The sequence below is a fragment of the Glaciimonas sp. GNP009 genome (assembly GCF_054343755.1).
In genome coordinates, this window is sequence record NZ_JBTGUV010000004.1 from 2,012,700 (window position 1) to 2,030,394 (window position 17,695).

A 17,695-nucleotide genomic window follows, 5' to 3' on the forward strand; every position below is an offset into this window, starting at 1 on the left:
ACAAACTATGCAAACCACCCTTCAAGCGCCATCGCCCACCGACTCAGCACTTTCTGCCTCGCGCAATTACCGTATTTTATGGCGATGGCATTTCTATGCCGGACTGTTCGTGATGCCTTTTTTGATCGCACTGGCAATTACCGGCGCGATCTATGTCTTTAAGCCGCAGATCGATACCGCGCTGTATGGCGACAAGTTATTCGTCGCCGCCAGCACGCAACACCCAATTAGCTACGACAAGCAGTTAGCGATTGCCGCCCGCGCGGTTCCCAATGAGGCCGTCGCCACCTCGTTAAGCGTCAGCGCCAATCCGCAACGCAGCACCGAAGCGGTATTCCGTTTAACCTCGGGCGAAAGCACCAGCGTGTACGTCAATCCAACCACCGGCAGTGTTCTAGGCACGCTCAGCGTAGAACATCGCATCATGAATCAGGTACGACAGATTCATCGCGATCTAATGCTGGGCAAATGGGGTGGATGGTTAATGGAACTGGCGGCTTGCTGGACATTGATCATGCTGGGAACCGGAATCGCTTTGTGGTGGCCCAGAACAGCATTTTCTGTATGGGGAACGTTACTTCCACGCGGCGGTTTACGCGGACGCGCCATCTGGCGAGAACTGCATCTGGTCGTCGGTATCTGGGTGGCAATCGGTGCCTTGTTTTTTATCTTGAGCGGATTACCGTGGTCGAGTTTCTGGGGCAAGAATTTTCAAGCTATCGTCACATGGGCGAATGTCGATCATTCTGCACCGGCGTCTAAAACCGAACATATTCATGGATCGACAGCGCCGTTAAACCTTTCCACGCCAGCGATGCCCTCACCACCAATGAAGATGCGCGATCTCCCATTGGCCGAGATTCCCTGGGCGGTGGGCGCGACCACCGTGCCGATGTCACATGTCCACATGATGCCACCGCAAAGACTCTCCATCGATCAAGTCGCGGCGATAGCGGCGGCCAGCGGCATGCTGACCTATCAACTCGCGCTGCCTACAAAAAAATCCGGTGTATTTACCGTATCGTATGCTCCCGGCAATTCGATATTTTTACGCTCCGATCTTGACCAACAACGCACGCTGCATATTGATCAATATAGCGGAAAAATGTTGAAAGATATGCGTTTTTCCGACTACAACCCCGTGTCCAAAGCAGTCTCGCTAGGTGTTGCCTTGCACATGGGCGAATATTTTGGCTTGGCGAATCAACTGATTTGCGCAGCGATTTCATTAGCGCTGCTAGGAATGGCAATTACTGGCTTTGTGATCTGGTGGAAACGCCGTCCAGTAAAAGCATTGGGCGCGCCAAAGCGGGTGCTGCAACCACCATCCTCCATCAAGCGATGGAAAGGATATCTGGCGATTATGGGGTTTTTATTCCCATTGATGGGCGTGTCGATGCTTATTGTGTGGTTAGGCGACACCCTATTTTTTAGAAAGAAACCTTGATGCTTTTTTAGGTCATTAATCACAAATGACGTCACCAGAATCAAATTGAGATTCAGTAACATCTAGCATAAATATGCTACTGTATTATGTCATTGTCTCCACGTAGCAACGTAGCGAGCGCAAGCTAATTTTATTTCCGCCATTGTTCTTGACTAAAAAAATGGCGGCCAATAGACTCGCGCTGTTCTCGGAGCCCCTATGTTTACAAGTAAAAAAAATACCCTTATCGGCTGCCTGATAGCGTCGGCCTACCTTATCAGTATCCCCATGGCCAATGCCCAGGAAGAACCGACCCCAGTTTCTCGGGAAGCAGAAAAAATTATTGCTCCCGAGACATGGAACGCAAAATTTCAGTCAACCTACATCTGGCAGCGTAAACAGTCGTTCGATGCGCCTTATAGCGGCACTAACAGCTTGTCGCCAGAACGCGAAAAAGCATATTCCCTGACAGCGACCGGTTATTTCGGCCTTCGGCTCTGGGGTGGAGCAGAACTGTATTTCAATCCGGAAATGGTCCAGGCAGTACCGCTTTCAGGTTTGCATGGTTTGGGCGGCATGACCAATAGCGAGCAACAAAAAACCAGCGGACCCAACCCAAAGTTTTATCGTGCACGGCTATTCTTACGGCAAACATTCGACTTTGGCGGGGCGCGTGATGCCGTCGAATCCGGGCCAAATCAGTTGGCTGGCATGGTCGATAAGCGGCGGCTGGTCGTTACGCTGGGGAACGTCAGCGTCACCGATATTTTCGATAACAACGCCTACGCGCACGATGCCCGCACGCAATTCGTTAACTGGTCCTTTTTGACTTACGGCGCATACGATTATGCGGGTGACGCCCGTGGTTATACATGGGGCGGTGCGGCAGAATATTACTATGACGATTGGGCGATACGTTACGGTCGGTTCATGGTCCCGATTATGTCCAACGGACAGCCGCTGGAAACTCGTCTGGCCAAGTATTACGGCGATCAAATTGAAATTGAACGCGGCTACGCCCTCGGCAATCAAGTCGGCAAAGTAAGATTTCTAGTCTTCCGCAACAAAGAAAACATGGGCAGTTTCAGCGATGCTATCGCCGCTGACAACGGCGGCATTCCTTCAGTCGCTGCCGTGCGCAAAGACAGTTTCAAGGTTGGCTATGGCTTCAGTCTGGAACATGCACTGCGCTCTGACATTGGCCTCTTCGCCCGGGCCAGCAGAAACGATGGCAAGACCGAGACGTATTCTTTCACCGAGATCGAACGCTCTGTCACCGCTGGCGTAGCAATAAAAGGCGAGCAGTGGGGACGCTCCAAAGACACGATTGGTGTTGCCGTCGCGCAAAATGGCTTAAGCAAAGCGCATCAGGACTATTTATCGCTAGGTGGCCTTGGTGCGTTTATTGGCGATGGAAAATTGCATTACAAACCGGAAAAAATTCTGGAGGCGTATTACAACATCCACCTATACAAAGATACTTACTTGATGTTTGACGCTCAACGTATTACCAATCCCGCCTATAACGCAGATCGCGGTCCGGTCAATGTGGGGACTATTCGGCTTCACGCAGAATTTTAATTGTTTGCCCGACCCTGATTGGGCAAGCGATTAGCCCTAGAGCGTGCTGATATATAGACCTTGTAGACGAGGTTAGCGCACACCGAATCTCGTCAATTACGAAGGCTGCTGCTAATGACTTACCCCGTCATTGGCCCTGCCAGTATTTTAGTCATCCGGCGGGAATTGTTGGGAAACATGTTTGAGCCAAAGGCGAGTTAGTGATAGCGAGATTAACAACACCGTCAACTAAGGGCATTTACCAACGGTCAGGCAAATAATCCCACCAAACCGATTTTGGGTAACGCCTTAGCGTAGGATGAAATATCGGCAAGATTAAACATTCCCTGCCGATACGTTGATTACAAAATGACTATCGTCGCCCGTGCAAATCAGTCGCACCGAAATGCGGCGGTGCCAACATTGCCTGCGCCGAATTGACTGCACTACCGACGTCATGGCCATTCTTTGCATATTGCCCGACCAGATCACAACCAAGACCAGCCGCATTACTCTTCTTGAGATGCAAATCGAGCAACGCAGCCGACTCCGCCCACAAATTAACAGCGGGAGGCGTGCCTCGCAGTTGTTCAAACTGCGCAACAACGGCATCAAAATTAAACTGCGGAATCTTCTGATTGGGCAGCGTATCAGTAGAACCGGCAGCATCAACGGTCGAATTGTCAGTCACCGTCTGCAAAGATAACGCGCGACGACCATCCACTTTCGTGAACCAATTATCAATAATTGCCTGCTGTTTCCGAGCCTTAGCCAACACCCGATCGCCCGCTTGTCCAAACAGCAAAGCAGCAGCGGCGATTCCCTCGCTAACATGCACAGCAACCACCTGCTTGCCTATGCTATCTGTTATCACTTTGTCGTCGTTATCTGCTTCGCTCTTAACGTCATCATTGTCAGCTTGACCGTTATCATCACTAACGTCAGCATGACTATGCTGATCTGCGTTCATAACGCCCATGCTATCGGCAGCTTCGGGTAGAGCAATCGGATATGCTGAAAGTAATTCTGTTCCGGTCAATGTCTTGCCGTCGGCAAACCGGAACTGGTCGATGTGATAGGTCGCGTCATTAAAATAGTTCCTGATCGTGAGACTGTCACCGCTTCCGAATTCGATCACCAGATCGTAATTGACAGTGTGCAGACTCTGAATATCGCTGGCATTCATGTCGGTAAAAATCACGACATCCGTGCGACCACCGCCCCTGTTATCAGTACCACGATCCTCGTTTCTGATCGTGTCATGTCCGTCACCACGGCGCAATATATACGTGTCATTGCCAAGGCCGCCATAGAGCGTATCGTCCCCTTTACCACCGGTCAGAATGTCGTTGCCATCGCCACCGCTTAACCTGTCGTTGCCAGCACCGGTGATCAGCGTATCGTTTCCACTTCCACCGTCTAAAGAGTTATTACCGTCGCCACCGTCCAACACATCATCGCCCGATTCGCCATAAAACGCATCGTCACCATCACCCGCGGATAGCCGGTCATTGCCACTCCCACCCCACAGGGAATTATTCCCGGTCCCGCCGTCGATGACATCATCCCCGCCATAACTATAAATAGTGTCATTACCGCCACGCGCATAGATCGTATCTGCACTATTGGTAAATCCCAGATTGTCATTATTGTCGGTCGCCACAACCGGATGTGCAGCCAGTATTTGCGAGCCGGTCCACACCTGACCATCCGCAAACCGGAACTGGTCGATGTGATAGGTCGCGTCATTAAAATAGTTCCTGATCGTGAGACTGTCACCGCTTCCGAATTCGATCACCAGATCGTAATTGACAGTGTGCAGACTCTGAATATCGCTGGCATTCATGTCGGTAAAAATCACGACATCCGTGCGACCACCGCCCCTGTTATCAGTACCACGATCCTCGTTTCTGATCGTGTCATGTCCGTCACCACGGCGCAATATATACGTGTCATTGCCAAGGCCGCCATAGAGTGTATCGCCCCCTTTACCACCGGTCAGAATGTCGTTGCCATCGCCACCGATCAAGGTATCGTTGCCAGCGCCACCTAGCAAAGTGTCATTACCTTCCCCACCGTTGAGACGATCGTCACCAGCATTACCACTTAGCGTGTCATCGCCCTCACCCCCATCTAACGAATCATCGCCCCTCCCTCCCAGCATGACATCGTTACCTGCGTAGCCATTCAAAGTATCATTTCCATTCCCACCGACAATCAAATCCTTTTTCTTCGTACCATTCTTGTTCATAACGCTGCTCAGTTCAGCAAATAACTTTTGTATTTCAGGCGATGCATCCAGTGTGGAGAGACCCAAGGCAATCATCTCAGCTCCAATCCAGCTAAAATCCTGCATCGCACTTCCCGCTGCACGATTAAAGTCGATCAAATCGTACAACCCTTTTATGCCATCCGCCGCAATCGCTGCCTTGAAGTGTTTTTCCAGCGCACCATAATCCAGATGCATCCCATCGGTATCTATCTTTAATTCAATCTGATCAATCAACGACTTAAACCGTGTCTGCAATAACAGTGAACCGTAGATCGATTCCTGCAATGCGTCATAAGCTTGATTGAGGCTATTTACCTGTTCGGCATATAAACTAATCGTGATAGTCCCAGGCTGACCATTTTTGCCTTCGACCATCTTGAAGCCGTTGTAACCCATGCCGGTCAGGTTATGCATCGCAAAATAATATTGCCCGTTAAACGCTTCCAGAATATGCAGCTTCTTTTCCCACGCGGCGACGATGGCGCGACCGGCGGCGTCGTCAGTAATATCCTGACCGCCCAGCGATTTCCAGATCACGGTGTAAGCACTGCCAGCGCGTTCTTGCAGGGTTTTAGTCATGCCGGATGTGTCGGCCCAATCGGACAGCATTTGATCCAGCAAACCGCGTTGCTCTTCACGTGTGGTGGCGGCGCTGTAGTGTGCCAAGACGTCTTGCAGTGATGTCGACAAGCTGGCGGCTTCGCGCAGGTCGCGCACTTTGCCTGCGCCTTGCATATCGGGCAGGTCTTTGACGTTATCGGCAATCACGACTTCATCAGTAAACTCCCGATGGAAGGCGTCTTCCTCAAAATTTACGTCACCCATATTGCCGCTGCTGCCATCGGTTTTTGTGTACGTACCTTGGTCGGCTAACTGGTTACCATTGGCGAGTGTTTGGTTGTGTGATTTTTTGTTGACGTTGAGGCTGGCGATGCCGAGTTGATCCAGCGTGAATAATTCATTGGCTTGAGATATGCCATCCTGATTAAGATCACGCCAGACTTTGAGCTGGTTCCAGTTGGCATCGTTTTTATCGATCTTGCCATCGTGGTTGGAATCCAGATCAGCCAGCGCACCAAAACCATCGCTGGCGGTGTGGCCGTTGTCGAGTTGGGTGGAATTGCCGAAGAGTTCCGTACCGTTATCGATCACGCCGTTACCATCGCGATCCATGACGAGCAAGCCATCGTCAGCGCCGACCCAACCGGTCGCGGTTTTGATACCGTCGTTGTTGTTGTCGAAGTAGATGTTGTTTTTGTTACCGACGGTTTCGATGCCGTCGCCATCTAGGTCGAGGACCAAGGGATCGCAGCGGTAGGTGCGTGAACGGTTGAAGAAATCTCTGATGGCATCGCCGCCCAACATGCGCCACGCGCCAGCCGCGTTTGCGGCGGCGGCTTTGCCGAACGCTTCGCCGTATTCTCGTGCATCCCCGTCAGGTAGCTGGACGTAATCGTTGCCGAGTCCGCCGAAGACGGTTGGGACGATATCGCCCATGGTGCCGGCCCATGCCCATTTTGGTAGCTTGAAACCATCTACCGCTGATCTGACATCCTCTTCAATAATTTTTTCTGCATCGGGAATGCCTTTTTCTTCCAGAATTCGCTTAATGACTGATCTTGCCAATCCATCAGATACCTCCTGAAATTTTTTCTCTGTAATCGGCTTACCCATTTGTTCCCCAATCGACTCCGTCGCTCCGCGCACAAACTCGCTGGACCTAGAACCATCATTGGCGTTAATACTAGCCGCACGGTCCAGCCAGGTTTCCAGGCGATTACGTTGATCCGTGTAATTACTCTTTTGCATCTCTCCGACAATATCGCGCAGATAGCGGTACGCATCCGCGTATTGATGATTCGTTCCCATTTCTTGCAGCTTCAAAACTTGATGAATCGATAATTCAATAGCAGACATTTTTATTCCTTTGGTGGTGGTTGGAAGGTAGTATTTTCGTTAATCAGCGTGGTGACGACTTCGTCGATTTTGGCGAAGTTTTTGCCTAATTCTTTAGCACTCGTATATTGAACATCGAAGTGATAATCGATAGTACGGAGCGCTTTATAAAGGACAATAAAATCAACCGGGTCTTCGACCCAGACACGTTGTCCATCAGCTGCCTTAAAAACGTAATACTTGGTTAAAGAATCGGGCTTATCGGGATTACCCTCCTGATACATTCGATAAATACCAGATTGTCCAACGTGGTATTCCAATCCGGGACGATGAGAGTCGAACTGGCCTATTGCATTAGCCTCCAGATTTTTTGCGGCATTTGCTCGAGAGCGATCAGGTGCTATTGTGGGACTTAAATATATTGTTATCTGATCTTCCTCCGGTGCATATCCCGGTCTTATCGGTTCCAAACTAGGATAATGAAAAGCAAAAATAATCCGGTCTTTATTTGCAGTACTAGGTTTGTATTTGAACGGTAAAGTGAAAGTCGCTTTCCCATCATTCGAATGCAGTTGTTTCACCGAATCGTCCTTCGTGTTGGAAACGATCAAATAGAACACCACCACCGACAATAAAATACAGAATATAAAAATCACTATCGACATCAAAAAAATCCAAAAAATACGGAGCCATGACCCCTTACGTTTCGTCATGCAGCGACCTTGTTTCTCGTTATTTCGGCACTTTGATTTTGTCCACTTATTGGGGTGTTCAACAGGTGATTGTTGAGCGCTTTGCTTAACACCAGAGCGCGTTGCGCGCTTGGTTCAAATTGATCCAGCGTGTTTCGAATAGCGTCAAAACCATTCAGATGCATCCCATGGGCATCCACCTTCAATTCAATCTGATCAATCAACGACTTAAACCGTGTCTGCAATAACAGTGAACCGTAGATCGATTCCTGCAATGCGTCATAAGCTTGATTGAGGCTATTTACCTGTTCGGCATATAAACTAATCGTGATAGTCCCAGGCTGACCATTTTTGCCTTCGACCATCTTGAAGCCGTTATAACCCATGCCGGTCAGGTTATGCATCGCAAAATAATATTGCCCGTTAAACGCTTCCAGAATATGCAGCTTCTTTTCCCACGCGGCAACGATGGCGCGACCGGCGGCGTCGTCAGTAATAACCTGACCGCCCAGCGATTGCCAGATCACCGTATAAGCACTGCCAGCGCGTTCTTGCAGGGTTTTAGTCATGCTGGATGTGTCGGCCCAATCGGACAGCATTTGATCCAGCAAGCCGCGCTGTTCTTCTCGTGTGGTGGCGGCGCTGTAGTGCGCTAATACGCTTTGTAGCGAAGTGGATAAGCTGGCGGCTTCGCGCAGGTCGCGCACTTTGCCTGCGCCTTGCATATCGGGCAGGTCTTTGACGTTATCGGCAATCACGACTTCATCAGTAAATTCCCGATGGAAGGCGTCTTCTTCAAAATTCACGTCACCCATGTTGCCGGTGCTGCCATCGGTTTTTGTGTACGTACCTTGGTCGGCTAACTGGTTACCATTGGCGAGTGTTTGGTTATGTGATTTTTTGTTGACGTTGAGACTGGCGATGCCGAGTTGATCCAGCGTGAATAATTCATTGGATTGAGATATGCCATCCTGATTGAGATCATGCCAGACTTTGAGCTGATTCCAGTTGGCGTCGTTTTTATCGATCTTGCCATCGTGGTTGGAATCCAGATCAGCCAGTGCACCGAAACCATCGCTGGCGGTGTGGCCGTTGTCGAGTTGGGTGGAATTGCCGAAGAGTTCCGTTCCGTTATCGATCACGCCGTTGCCGTTGCGATCCATGACGAGCAAGCCATCGTCAGCGCCGACCCAGCCGGTCGCGGTTTTGATACCGTCGTTGTTGTTGTCGAAGTAGATGTTGTTTTTGCTGCCGACGGTTTCGATGCCGTCGCCGTCGAGGTCGAGGACTAAGGGATCGTAGCGGTAGGTGCGTGAACGGTTGAAGTAGCCACGGGCAGCTTCGTCTGGGTGAAGTGCATCGTACAATTTACCACCTAGATTTTGTTTATTCGCCCAATCAATAGCTTGATCGACGAGATATGCCGTAGCGGCCCCAGCCCCAAAAGCGCGCCCAACGTTGGTAAGCCTCTGAGCAACTAGAGGATCAGAAATTAACCCCATACGTAAAAGTACTTTTCCCAGGCCACTGGGATCTCTACCTAAAAGCCTAATTGCTTGATCCAAGCCTGAAACGGCAAACTTTCTGCCAAATCCGGCTAACGTTCCAGCAACATATGCAGCGGAGACAGCAGTAATTTGAGCAAGTGATTGCGCTACTCCTGCTGTGTCCCCTTTTTCATATCGATCAACGAGGCGGCTTATACTTTTACTAATTGCATGAGTAGCGGCTTGCTTACGAGTAATTACAGTGGAGTCCATGTTCAATCTTTATAAGAAATATTTTTTATGTAAATTACCGTATTTGCGATAACGGCAGAAGTGCACCATGCACTTATCAAGCTAAACAATATAAACAACCGACCTTGCGTTAATGGCCAATCTGGAGAGAGGAATTTAATTTCATTCAACTTAAGATAAAGAGCTATTACAACCAAGAAAAATATCCAATTATCTTTTAGAAATTTTTTTATATTGACTTGATTTCTATACGCCGTTTTATCAAATGAAATTTCACGAATAACTATTAACAAAGAAAAAACCGCAACATTGATTATAGAAAATGACATGTATAAATTTTCTATAAAAAATTCTAAATGTGTTAAGCCCCCAAAATATTTGAATGCTCTTATACAAAGACAAACATATACATCGGGAAAAACTGTAACAATTAATATGAAAAAAATTCGAATATAAGATATATCAATGTAATCCCTCATTGCGATGCCATCGACAAAAATATAAAAATATGAAAATTACTATCTCCATCAAAAATATCCAAAAAATACGGAGCCATGACCGCTTACGTTTGATCATGCAGCGACCTTTTTTCTCATTTTGTCTCCTTAGTTTTGTCCACTTCGCACCTCAATAAATAGGTGGTCGCTAACCACCCGCCTTAAACTCAACACTTCACCAAGACACAATTCAATTGCAGTCATGCTTGATTACTCTAATCAAGGGTGAATGGTTATATTTTTGTGAATCAGTTCGGCGACGATTTTGTCGATTTCGAAGAAGTCTTTGCCTAGCGATTTGGCAATCGTGTATTGCACATCGAAGTACGAATCGACAGTTCTATGAACTTTAAAAACGCACATCCAGCGCGCGGGGTCGTTCACCCATACTTGTTGCTTATCGGCTGCCTGAAAGATGTAATAGATGCTTACCAAATCCGGCTTGTCTGGTTTGCCTAGTTGATACTTCCGGTATATACCTTCCCGGCCGGTGCGATATTTGGTTTCGCTCCGCATCGGATCAAAGTAATCTATGGCATTTTCTTCCAGATTTTTTGCATAGCTGGTATTAAGGCGATCAGTTGCGAATGCAGGGCTCAAATATATTTTTATCTCATCTTTTTCAGGTGCGTTTCCCTGCGCTATCGGCGTCATATCCGGATAATGAAAAGCAAAGGTAATGCGGTCTTTGTTGGGATTGTCACGCTGGTGTTCGGCAGGCAAAGTAAAAGTCGCTTTGCGGTCTTTGGAGTGTATTTGTTTCAATGTGTCGTCTCGCTAAAGAAACTAACTAGAACCGATTTCATCATCAGAAAAAATATTAAGTAAAATGGTATGCGTATCGTCATGCAAAATGCGTTCCTCATGCTCACTGTTCCTTGGTTGATTCTGTCTATAACTCTGTCAGTATTTGTCGGTTAAAAACTTTTCTTTACTTTTAGGACTGACGCAAAATTGTCCAACTCCGTTGTACTTTCCTAGCCGCCGACAAGGCCAGACCTTGACGGCTCAGCACTAGCGCACTGTCACCGTCAGCAAGGTTTGCAACCCCATTGCTGGGACAGTTTTGCGTAAGTTCTCACTTTGTTTAAATATCGAGGAGCGTTGCGCGCCTGGAGTACTGATCAATCATGTTTGGATCGGAACGACTTCATTCCGTTATTTATATTTTCATCGACCGTTATTCGATCTGGTGTCAAGATGTGGTGGCGTAACTGCAATCGCGGTGAGCGCTCTCGTGACCTATTCTCGTTATTCTTTTATTTTTAATTGGCTTCAATTCTACAAATGAAATTTCCAGATTGATACGAGACTATTCTCGAATTAACAGAGAAAATTCTACAAAATACACTTCCCCTCATGCTGGATCAGTTGATCACACTATTAAAATGCCAAAGGTGATCGTGATTTGACTCATTTCTACTTCTTTGAAAATTTTGTTAGCAAGATTGTCAGAGTGTTTTTTGCGCTATCGATGTATTTTTTTGTCAGGCTTAATGTTGGGCTTGATGTTGATCATGTCGGGGATGAGCGACAATTTGATTTCTTTGTAGATCGTCGCTTCAGACGTAAAAAAGCCAGCACGAAGCTGGCTAAAAGAAATTGAAGAGTAAATGAAAGTAGCGTTAAATGCGTTTCTGATTTACGCAAACCATCACGTAGATCAGAATGCTGCTGGTCTCATTAGCTGGTGTGAGATTAAAGATGTCACCTATCGAGAGGACGCTGTCGCAAGCTCGGCCGCGGGGAAAGTTCTCGCGCGTCCGGGCGCAAGTGATGCGGCAGTTTCAGCCTTGACCGGAACCGGCAGTTTCAGCCTTGACCGGAACCGACATTTTGCAGATTTTGGCGACTTGTGCAGCCGTTGCCGCACCGCCATGGTGAGCGCCGATGGAGCTGTCCTGGTCGCTGGTAACGCACTGCCTGACAATACAATATTAATTGCGGAGGTTGGATCAGCGGTTTGCAGCACGGCATTGCCAGCCAGCGCAGGAAAAGCTTTGCTATAACCGTTACCGTCCGATCAATGACAGCAAGCGCAGCGGTCGAGATAAATCTGCGCGCCAGTTGTACTTACCACGCCGTTAAATAAAGCCGTTGCGACTTTGCTGTCCGCCTTAAATGGCACTGCCTGTAGATTTTTGGGCGCTAGTGACTTCAGATATACGGCAATGCTACCCAGATCGGCATCGGTCATATGTTGCATGGAGTGCGACACCACGTCATTCATGGCATCGAACGATGCAGTATGGTTGTTGCGACCAGTCTTTAGAAAAGCGGCTAAGCACCACGCAATAGTTGCGCGCTGGCCCCGTCCGCAGCTATGCCGGCGGCAAACAAATTTCATTTCGGGTGTAAGGTTTTGCTCAAATTGACGACTTAATAGACATTAGTGACGTGTACATCGGTCGATGTTGTCGCAGCGAAATTACACGACTCAGCACGACGCAACATCAAACATTCATCTTTCGGTAAGGATGCATCATGAACGCAACAGATAAAAAATGTGCATTGATCATTGGCGAAACAAAGTTCGGACGGCGCATGCTGCTTAAGTATGGCGTGAGCGCCGTTGTCGCCAGTAATCTGCTTGGTAAGGCAATGGCGGCGACGCTATCCACACCAGCCAAAAGTCACGAAGTCACCATTGAATATTTTTCGGCATCGGGCAAGAGTCTGAAAGTGGCCTCCATACAAAAACTTGTCAGAACTGATGATGAATGGCGACATTTGCTTTCTGCTGATTCGTATCAAGTCACGCGCAAGGCGGGAACCGAGACCCCATTTACAGGGAAATACGCGGATAACCATGCAGATGGACTTTATCGCTGTATTTGTTGCGATACGGCACTGTTCGACTCAAAAACAAAATTCGAATCCGGTACGGGCTGGCCAAGTTTTTGGCAACCTATATCGACACACAATGTCGTCAATGATGCTGACAATAGTTTAGGGTTGCAACGTGATGCGATTTCGTGCCATCTTTGCGACGCGCATCTGGGCCACGTTTTCAATGACGGTCCCAAGCCAACCGGTTTACGTTATTGCATGAACTCTGTTGCGCTACGTTTCGTCGCGCGCGGCTAATCTACGGTCGCTGTAGAATGAATAATCATCAGGAGGACACAATGAAATCTCTTAAACCACGCCATACAAAAATCGTTATGCGGACTATTTTTACGCTATTAATGGGCATCACAAGCGCCACCTGCATTGCCTGGACAACCGCGTCATACGCTGCCGAGGCGCCCGTCATCATCGCGCCACCCGAGGCCAACATCGCAAAAACTAAAGGCCCGCTTCAAACGGCCGTATTCGCTGGAGGATGTTTCTGGGGCGTACAAGGCGTGTACGAACACGTTCGTGGCGTACACAAGGTTGTTTCTGGCTACAGCGGTGGCGATAAGAACAGCGCCCAATATGAGACAGTCAGTTCAGGAAAAACCGGGCACGCCGAGTCGGTTCAGATCACCTTCGATCCGGCAGTCGTCTCCTATGGCGAATTACTCCAGGTTTTCTTCTCGGTGACACAGGATCCGACCCAACTTAACCGGCAAGGGCCTGATACCGGCACGCAATATCGCTCCAATATTTTCTATGCAGATGACACGCAAAAAAACATCGCCCAAGCCTACATTGCGCAACTGACAAAAGCGCATGCATTTCCGGCCAGCATCGTGACACGTGTCGATCCATTACAAGGATTTTACCCGGCGGAGGCATATCATCAGGATTTCTTGCTCCACAATCCTACGTATCCTTACATCGTGTTCAATGACTTACCTAAAATCGACAATCTGAAACGTGTCTTCCCAAAACTTTATACCAATGTACCGGTTGCCAGTGGTTATTAGTAGTGATGGTGTCTGACTTAAGACGCGTTTGATGACAAAGCAAGGTCAATTCTTGACATTTTTTTCAAGAAAAATATTATGTGAATTAGCCGATATGATGGGGGAACATTAAAAGTTTGTATCGGTCCTATGGGAGAACATGTCGCTTTAGCCATATTGGGGCGAAGTAATTCCAATGGCTCAAAACAGTTTGAACCCATTTTAAGGAGCCGACCATGCAAATGAATCCGTATCTCAACTTTAATGGACAATGTGAGGAAGCATTTACCTTTTATGCCGCCTGTCTGGACGGTGAAATCGTCGCGATGATGACGCACGGCGATACGCCTATAGCAGAGCAGACGCCACCGGAGTGGCGCGATAAGATTATCCATGCACGCCTGATGGTGGGCGATAAACTATTAATGGGTGCGGATAGTCCGCCTGAACGCTATGAGGCAGCAAAAGGTTTTCATGTGATGCTGGGTATTGATGAACCGGAAGAAGCCGAACGCGCATTTGCAGCATTGGCGAAAAACGGCACGATACAGATGCCGATTGCGGAGACTTTCTGGGCTAAACGTTTTGGGATGCTCACCGACCAGTTCGGTACTCCATGGATGATTAATTGTGAGAAGAGACCGGAGTGACGTGTTGCTTGAGGTCCGGGTCCCGATTTCCCCAATCGACCTGACGTTTAGCGATATGTCGAGTTGATATTACCTGCGCCCCTAAACGGCGCGGGAGGCAGATCGCTCAGATGAACGTCTCTTGCGTTCTTAATACGTGCCAAGCCGCCATTACGGTTCCACCATCAAATAAGTCCCAGACCGCGCATCAAAGAAGTTGGTTAGTAATCAACTTCTTTGATGCGCTCTCGGATCCACGCACTTCGATGCCGGTGGTAAAAGAAGCCATTTCAAGCGACAATCCACCATCGCGTGCCAAATAGCCATGCAAGGGCACACATGGCCAGGTATTCAGCCACTTGTCAGGCACGAATTCAGCCACCTAATTAGTGCCATTTCTCAGTCTCATTAAATCGAAATTCGACCATTCCCTTATGCCATTTTCTTCATTGGGTTTGCTTCCCTCCCTTCTGCGCGCCGTCAATGACCTGGGTTATCTTGCACCCACCGCGATTCAGGAAGCTGCTATTCCCGCCATTTTGCAGGGCCACGATGTCGTGGGCTCGGCCCAAACCGGCTCCGGTAAGACCGCCGCGTTTTGTTTGCCGTTGTTACAATTATTAAATCAAACACCCAGCGAAAAGTCTCGGGACCGGTCAGTGCGTGCCCTGATTTTAGTGCCAACGCGAGAACTGGCTGTGCAGGTCGGTGAGTCACTACAACTACTTGCACAGCACAATGCGCAAACATTAAAGATCGTAACGATATTTGGTGGCGTGTCGATCAATCCACAGATGATGACGTTGCGTGGCGGTGCAGATATCGTCGTCGCCACACCGGGACGTCTGCTCGACTTGCTTGACCATCACGCACTGACGATTTCGACCGTATCGATGTTGGTACTCGACGAGGCAGATCGCCTGCTGGATTTGGGTTTTGCGGAAGAAATTGGACGGATTCTGGCACTCTTACCGATGACCCGACAAAGTGTATTCTTTTCGGCAACATTTCCTCCCGCAGTGGAAGCGCTATCCAGGAAAATATTACGCAATCCCACGCGCATCGCAGTGGCGGCCGAGCCAAACAATCAGCCGGACATTGTGCAACGCGCTATTGCGGTGGATCCAAAACGCCGCACGCAATTGCTCGTGCATCTGTTGAAAGAACATAAATGGGATCGCGTACTGGCCTTTGTCGCGACCAAATATGCCGCCGATTACGTGACTGAAAAATTGCACCGCTCAGGCGTTAAGGCCGCGGCATTTCACGGCGAGTTCAGCCAAGGTGCGCGCACCCGGATATTGGCAGAATTTAAAGCCGGCGAGTTGCAGGTGCTGGTCGCCACCGATGTGGCCGCGCGCGGTATTGATATCCCGCAATTGCCGGTCGTGTTGAACTATGACCTGCCACGGTCGGCTGTTGACTATACGCACCGGATCGGTCGTACCGGTCGTGCGGGCGAGACCGGCATCGCTGTCAGCTTTATCAGTGCTGATACCGAAGCCCATTTTCGGCTGATAGAAAAACGCCATAATGTGCGCTGCCCCCGTGAACAAATCGCAGGCTTTGAACCGGTCGAGACATTGCATTCCAACACAGGTCTTCCCTTTGCTATGAATAGTTCAGTCGATACAACATCGGAAAACTCACCGGATAATCCGGCTAATGGCGGTATAAAAGGCAAACGTAAGAGCAAAAAAGACAAACTACGTGAAGCGACAGCGTCCGATCCGATAGAGTAGAAGAACGCGTTGAAGCACTCTCAGCCGAGTTAACAAAGTTGCGTCTCGTTTGTAACAGTTGGCTGATCTACCTTTAGGCGGACGTATCATGAGGTCCGCCTTTACCACGGGCAAGTTCCTCTTTTTGTGTCTGCTGCGTATGACTACTACTCTTCTTTTTTCACCGAGCTACCGCGGTATTATTTATACCGTCATTGCAACCACATCAAACCGTTTCAAAAAAATCGCTTCCAACTTGATAATCATGTTGGTGGCGCTCAGTGCCGCGGGCTGCGCGATTGAGCCAGTCCCGATGTCACCGCGCACTGCAGCGGCGTTGCAATCTCAACCGCCGATCCGATTTTTGCTCACCTTCGACGATGGCCCCGCCAGACCGAAGACTGATAACTCGACGCTTTCCATCCTGAACACGCTGTTGGTGAATCCCGTACAGCCCGGCATAAAAGCGCTCTTTTTTGTGCAAACCCGGTCATCAGGCGCGGGAGAAACCGATTTTGGGCGCAATATATTACGCCGTGAAGTGGAAGAAGGTCACTTGCTGGGCTTTCATACCGCTACGCCGCGCCACGCCAATCATCGCTTTCTTAGTCCGGAAAAATTCGACGAGTCGCTCAATGAGGGAATTGGCGACATTGTTGCCATTCAGGGAAGTGCGCCCAAACTGGTTCGGCCGCCGTTCTGGAATTACGACAAGCGCACTTTTGGCGTCTATCAACAGCACGGCATGCATATTTTGCTCACTGATTTGAGCGCAAATGACGGCAAGATCTACGGCTTCAAAGCGAGCTTGCGGCGACGCTCGAACATGTTGCATTTGTTGACCGATGTACGCGAAAGAATCGCAGCGGGCGAGTTGCCGGTGGTCGACGGAAATATTCCGGTGGTCGTCACCTTCCACGACATTAACGGCTATACCGCCGATCACATGGCCGAATATTTACAGATTCTGCTGGATTGTGCGCGGGCAGTGCACTTGCCAACCGCCGCCAAACCTTTTTACGAGAACAAAGAGGCGGTGGAGCGCGCCGCCTTGGCCAGAAGTGTGCGTGATGGTGAGCAAACCACTCACTTACCCGGTTTCTGGAATTTTTTATGGGCATGGATGTAGCCTCTCGTTGTGCAGAAACAACGTAAACCATTACACAACAATAGCGCAGCTAGCTACAATGGCATAGCTGTCAGCCTAATTACTTATTCATTAAGAATCATCTGAAACCACTGGCATCTGCCGATTCCACCGATCTGAACGATGCGGTCCTTGCCACCTCCGTTAGCCTTTGCCTTAGCAGGCGAACACCATATCAGTTCGCTACGGGTTTCAGTCATTTTTAATTTGCAAATGAGTAATAAGCCTTAAGTCGCAAGCTTGAATGATCTTCAAGTTTTAGTTAGTCCATAAAAGGGGAATG

At 48.9% G+C, this 17,695-nt stretch carries 14 protein-coding genes; 8 read left to right on the top strand and 6 right to left on the bottom strand.

The window, feature by feature from the left end; genetic code table 11:
• The first annotated feature begins 7 nt into the window (after nt 1–7).
• A complete protein-coding gene (locus tag ACXX82_RS09785; protein ID WP_458562835.1) occupies nt 8–1,447 on the top strand; it encodes a PepSY-associated TM helix domain-containing protein in 1,440 nt (479 codons plus the stop codon).
• Between the two features lie 198 nt (nt 1,448–1,645).
• Nucleotides 1,646–3,007: a carbohydrate porin gene (locus tag ACXX82_RS09790; protein WP_458562836.1), complete on the top strand. Its 1,362-nt coding sequence runs from the start codon at nt 1,646–1,648 to the stop codon at nt 3,005–3,007.
• 352 nt (nt 3,008–3,359) lie between these two features.
• Here the strand turns inward: ACXX82_RS09790 and ACXX82_RS09795 are convergent, their stop codons facing one another.
• The 5 genes from ACXX82_RS09795 to ACXX82_RS09815 form a co-directional block, all read right to left on the bottom strand.
• The gene (locus tag ACXX82_RS09795; protein WP_458562837.1) at nt 3,360–7,175 is read right to left on the bottom strand and encodes a calcium-binding protein; all 3,816 of its coding nucleotides are present in this window, start codon (nt 7,173–7,175) and stop codon (nt 3,360–3,362) included.
• Nucleotides 7,176–7,177: 2 nt separating this feature from the next.
• The gene (locus ACXX82_RS09800; RefSeq protein WP_458562838.1) at nt 7,178–7,819 is read right to left on the bottom strand and encodes a hypothetical protein; all 642 of its coding nucleotides are present in this window, start codon (nt 7,817–7,819) and stop codon (nt 7,178–7,180) included.
• Nucleotides 7,820–7,863: 44 nt separating this feature from the next.
• Entirely contained in the window at nt 7,864–9,606 is a 1,743-nt protein-coding gene (locus tag ACXX82_RS09805) for an SPM autocatalytic domain-containing protein (protein WP_458562839.1), read from the bottom strand.
• A gap of 2 nt (nt 9,607–9,608) precedes the next feature.
• Entirely contained in the window at nt 9,609–9,914 is a 306-nt protein-coding gene (locus ACXX82_RS09810; RefSeq protein WP_323518821.1) for a hypothetical protein, read from the bottom strand.
• Between the two features lie 387 nt (nt 9,915–10,301).
• The gene (locus ACXX82_RS09815; RefSeq protein ID WP_322234140.1) at nt 10,302–10,847 is read right to left on the bottom strand and encodes a hypothetical protein; all 546 of its coding nucleotides are present in this window, start codon (nt 10,845–10,847) and stop codon (nt 10,302–10,304) included.
• 848 nt (nt 10,848–11,695) lie between these two features.
• Here ACXX82_RS09815 and ACXX82_RS09820 point away from each other — a divergent pair.
• Nucleotides 11,696–12,091: a hypothetical protein gene (locus ACXX82_RS09820; RefSeq protein ID WP_323519401.1), complete on the top strand. Its 396-nt coding sequence runs from the start codon at nt 11,696–11,698 to the stop codon at nt 12,089–12,091.
• Between the two features lie 14 nt (nt 12,092–12,105).
• On the opposite strand, the gene ACXX82_RS09825 is transcribed toward ACXX82_RS09820, so the two are convergent.
• Entirely contained in the window at nt 12,106–12,429 is a 324-nt protein-coding gene (locus tag ACXX82_RS09825) for a hypothetical protein (RefSeq protein WP_458562840.1), read from the bottom strand.
• A gap of 137 nt (nt 12,430–12,566) precedes the next feature.
• Here ACXX82_RS09825 and msrB point away from each other — a divergent pair, with 137 nt between their 5' ends.
• The 5 genes from msrB (at nt 12,567) to ACXX82_RS09850 (ending at nt 17,394) form a co-directional block, all read left to right on the top strand.
• Nucleotides 12,567–13,169, top strand: a complete 603-nt coding sequence (gene msrB / locus ACXX82_RS09830; protein ID WP_323507607.1) for a peptide-methionine (R)-S-oxide reductase MsrB — start codon at nt 12,567–12,569, stop codon at nt 13,167–13,169.
• Nucleotides 13,170–13,210: 41 nt separating this feature from the next.
• Complete coding sequence (msrA, locus tag ACXX82_RS09835) at nt 13,211–13,936, top strand: peptide-methionine (S)-S-oxide reductase MsrA (RefSeq protein WP_416186789.1); 726 nt, start codon at nt 13,211–13,213, stop codon at nt 13,934–13,936.
• A gap of 215 nt (nt 13,937–14,151) precedes the next feature.
• Complete coding sequence (locus ACXX82_RS09840) at nt 14,152–14,565, top strand: VOC family protein (protein ID WP_458562841.1); 414 nt, start codon at nt 14,152–14,154, stop codon at nt 14,563–14,565.
• 413 nt (nt 14,566–14,978) lie between these two features.
• A complete protein-coding gene (locus ACXX82_RS09845; protein ID WP_323507606.1) occupies nt 14,979–16,286 on the top strand; it encodes a DEAD/DEAH box helicase in 1,308 nt (435 codons plus the stop codon).
• An 88-nt stretch (nt 16,287–16,374) separates the two neighbouring features.
• The gene (locus tag ACXX82_RS09850; protein ID WP_322234150.1) at nt 16,375–17,394 is read left to right on the top strand and encodes a polysaccharide deacetylase family protein; all 1,020 of its coding nucleotides are present in this window, start codon (nt 16,375–16,377) and stop codon (nt 17,392–17,394) included.
• Nucleotides 17,395–17,695: the final 301 nt, after the last annotated feature.

Bases quoted from the DNA above. Each gene is read 5' to 3' on its own strand.
- ACXX82_RS09785 (WP_458562835.1), top strand. From the start codon at position 8: ATGCAAACCACCCTTCAAGCGCCATCGCCCACCGACTCAGCACTTTCT.
- ACXX82_RS09795 (WP_458562837.1), bottom strand. From the start codon at position 7,175: ATGTCTGCTATTGAATTATCGATTCATCAAGTTTTGAAGCTGCAAGAA.
- ACXX82_RS09850 (WP_322234150.1), top strand. From the start codon at position 16,375: ATGAGGTCCGCCTTTACCACGGGCAAGTTCCTCTTTTTGTGTCTGCTG.
- msrB (WP_323507607.1), top strand. From the start codon at position 12,567: ATGAACGCAACAGATAAAAAATGTGCATTGATCATTGGCGAAACAAAG.
- ACXX82_RS09820 (WP_323519401.1), top strand. From the start codon at position 11,696: ATGAAAGTAGCGTTAAATGCGTTTCTGATTTACGCAAACCATCACGTA.
- ACXX82_RS09810 (WP_323518821.1), bottom strand. From the start codon at position 9,914: ATGTCATTTTCTATAATCAATGTTGCGGTTTTTTCTTTGTTAATAGTT.
- ACXX82_RS09825 (WP_458562840.1), bottom strand. From the start codon at position 12,429: ATGAAATTTGTTTGCCGCCGGCATAGCTGCGGACGGGGCCAGCGCGCA.
- ACXX82_RS09800 (WP_458562838.1), bottom strand. From the start codon at position 7,819: ATGTCGATAGTGATTTTTATATTCTGTATTTTATTGTCGGTGGTGGTG.
- msrA (WP_416186789.1), top strand. From the start codon at position 13,211: ATGAAATCTCTTAAACCACGCCATACAAAAATCGTTATGCGGACTATT.
- ACXX82_RS09840 (WP_458562841.1), top strand. From the start codon at position 14,152: ATGCAAATGAATCCGTATCTCAACTTTAATGGACAATGTGAGGAAGCA.
- ACXX82_RS09790 (WP_458562836.1), top strand. From the start codon at position 1,646: ATGTTTACAAGTAAAAAAAATACCCTTATCGGCTGCCTGATAGCGTCG.
- ACXX82_RS09805 (WP_458562839.1), bottom strand. From the start codon at position 9,606: ATGGACTCCACTGTAATTACTCGTAAGCAAGCCGCTACTCATGCAATT.
- ACXX82_RS09845 (WP_323507606.1), top strand. From the start codon at position 14,979: ATGCCATTTTCTTCATTGGGTTTGCTTCCCTCCCTTCTGCGCGCCGTC.